Source organism: uncultured Campylobacter sp. (assembly GCF_938018035.1).
In the GTDB taxonomy this organism is placed as follows: domain Bacteria; phylum Campylobacterota; class Campylobacteria; order Campylobacterales; family Campylobacteraceae; genus Campylobacter_B.
On the sequence record NZ_CALIJF010000338.1, the window covers coordinates 1 to 1766 of the forward strand.

A 1766-nucleotide genomic window follows, 5' to 3' on the forward strand; every position below is an offset into this window, starting at 1 on the left:
GAGCTAGAGATCTATCTTAAAGAGAGCGAAAATGAGGAGCTGCAGGATTACAAAGCAGACGAGATCATCGTAACGGACGGCACTAGCTTGTTAGGCGCCGACGATAAAGCGGCGATCGCCGCAATCGTAAATGCGCTGGAATTTTTCGTCCAAAATCCGCAGATAAAGCACGGCGAGATAATCGCTTGCTTCGTGCCGGACGAGGAGCAGGGCTTGCTAGGGGCAAAGGCGCTGGACGTAAGCGAGGTAGGCGCGGATTTTGGCTACTGCCTTGATTGCTGCGGCATCGGCGAGTTTATCTACGAGAATTGGAATGCAGGCGATTGCGTCGTTACCTTCAAAGGCCAGTCCGCTCATCCGATGAACGCCAAAGGCAAGCTCGTAAATTCCTTACTTTTGGCACATAAGTTTATCTCGCTGCTGCCCGCGGGCGAGGCGCCCGAATACACCGAGGGCAAGGAGGGCTATTTTTGGGTTAAGGAGCTTAGCGGCAACAGCGCAAAGACAGTCCTAAAGATCGACGTGAGGGAATTTGACGAGAAAAGATACGAGCAGCGTATGGAATTTTTGCAAAAAACTGCGGACGGGCTTCGCGCGATCTGGGGCGATCGGATCGAAATTTCGCTAAACGACCGCTACAAAAACGTCTATAACTTTTTGAAAAACGACGACGCGCCGGCAATTCGGTTTGCGAAGCAGGCTTTTAAAAGCTTAAATATCGAGCCCAAGATCAAGCCTATGCGAGGCGGCTACGACGGCGCCGTCATCTCCGCAAAGGGGCTGCCGTGCCCGAACCTCTTTACCGGCGGGCATAATTTCCACTCGATCTACGAATACCTGCCCGTAGGCTCTTTAAAAGCAGCGAGCGAGGTGGTTAAGCAAATCATAACGCTGGCGGCGGCGCGAGCCTAGCTAGGGCGCTTTCTACTCCGCGCACAGATTTGATTTTAAATTTAGCTCGTTCATTCCGCCGCGAAATTTTACCCTGCAGGATATAATTTTTGGTCCCGTGGCGACGGATGATGCGAGCTATGACTACGACGCGGCTTTTGCGCGGTACCATTCAAGCGAGGAGATGGCGGAATTTCTGCTTACGCTTTACGACAGCGACGCGTGCGTAGGCGCGGTGGATCGAAACAGCTTCGAGTTTAGCTTGGGAACCCCGCGATTTGACTACGCGGGAGAACGCTAATTTTTACGCTTTTAGCGCGTCGCGATGAAACGGCAGCTTCTAGACTGCGTATAGTCTTATAAAATTTAAGCTGATTTGATGTACATTTCGCGCCGAACGTGGCTTTGAAATTTAACGCGTGAGCTATGGATTTGACTTGCGATGCGAGCTCAAGCGCGCAATTTTCGGGCTCGACTGCAAACTAGACGAAATTTTTGGCACGGTAAAAGTAAAATTTAACCACACAACGCGTTAAAATTTAAAGAAATTCAGGGAGCGAAAAATGGGAAAATCCGCCTTAGTGCTAGGCGCTACGGGCGTCGTGGGCAGGGAGCTGGTGCGCGAGCTTTGCGAGAGCCCGGGTTACGATGAAGTAGAGGTATGGACGCGCCGCGCGATAGGCTTTTGCCACCCTAAGCTTCGCGCGCGGATCATTGATTTTGAGGGCATCTCGGATATCGCGCCGCATAAATTTGATGAAATTTTTTGCGCGCTTGGCACGACGATGAAACAGGCGGGCTCGCGCGAGGCGTTTTTACGCGTGGATGTGGACTACGTCTATGCAGCGGCGAAGTGGGGCAAAGCAGCGGGCGTA

General features: G+C 52.1%; 3 protein-coding genes. All 3 read left to right on the top strand.

Going from position 1 to position 1766, the window contains the following annotated elements:
- On the top strand, positions 1-912 hold a 912-nt coding region (locus tag Q0257_RS10355), incomplete at its 5' end, for a peptidase T (RefSeq protein ID WP_298024610.1).
- A 97-nt stretch (positions 913-1009) separates the two neighbouring features.
- Complete coding sequence (locus tag Q0257_RS10360) at positions 1010-1192, top strand: hypothetical protein (RefSeq protein WP_298024612.1); 183 nt, start codon at positions 1010-1012, stop codon at positions 1190-1192.
- A gap of 262 nt (positions 1193-1454) precedes the next feature.
- A partial coding sequence (locus tag Q0257_RS10365) for an NAD-dependent epimerase/dehydratase family protein (RefSeq protein WP_298024614.1) occupies positions 1455-1766 on the top strand: 312 nt, incomplete at its 3' end.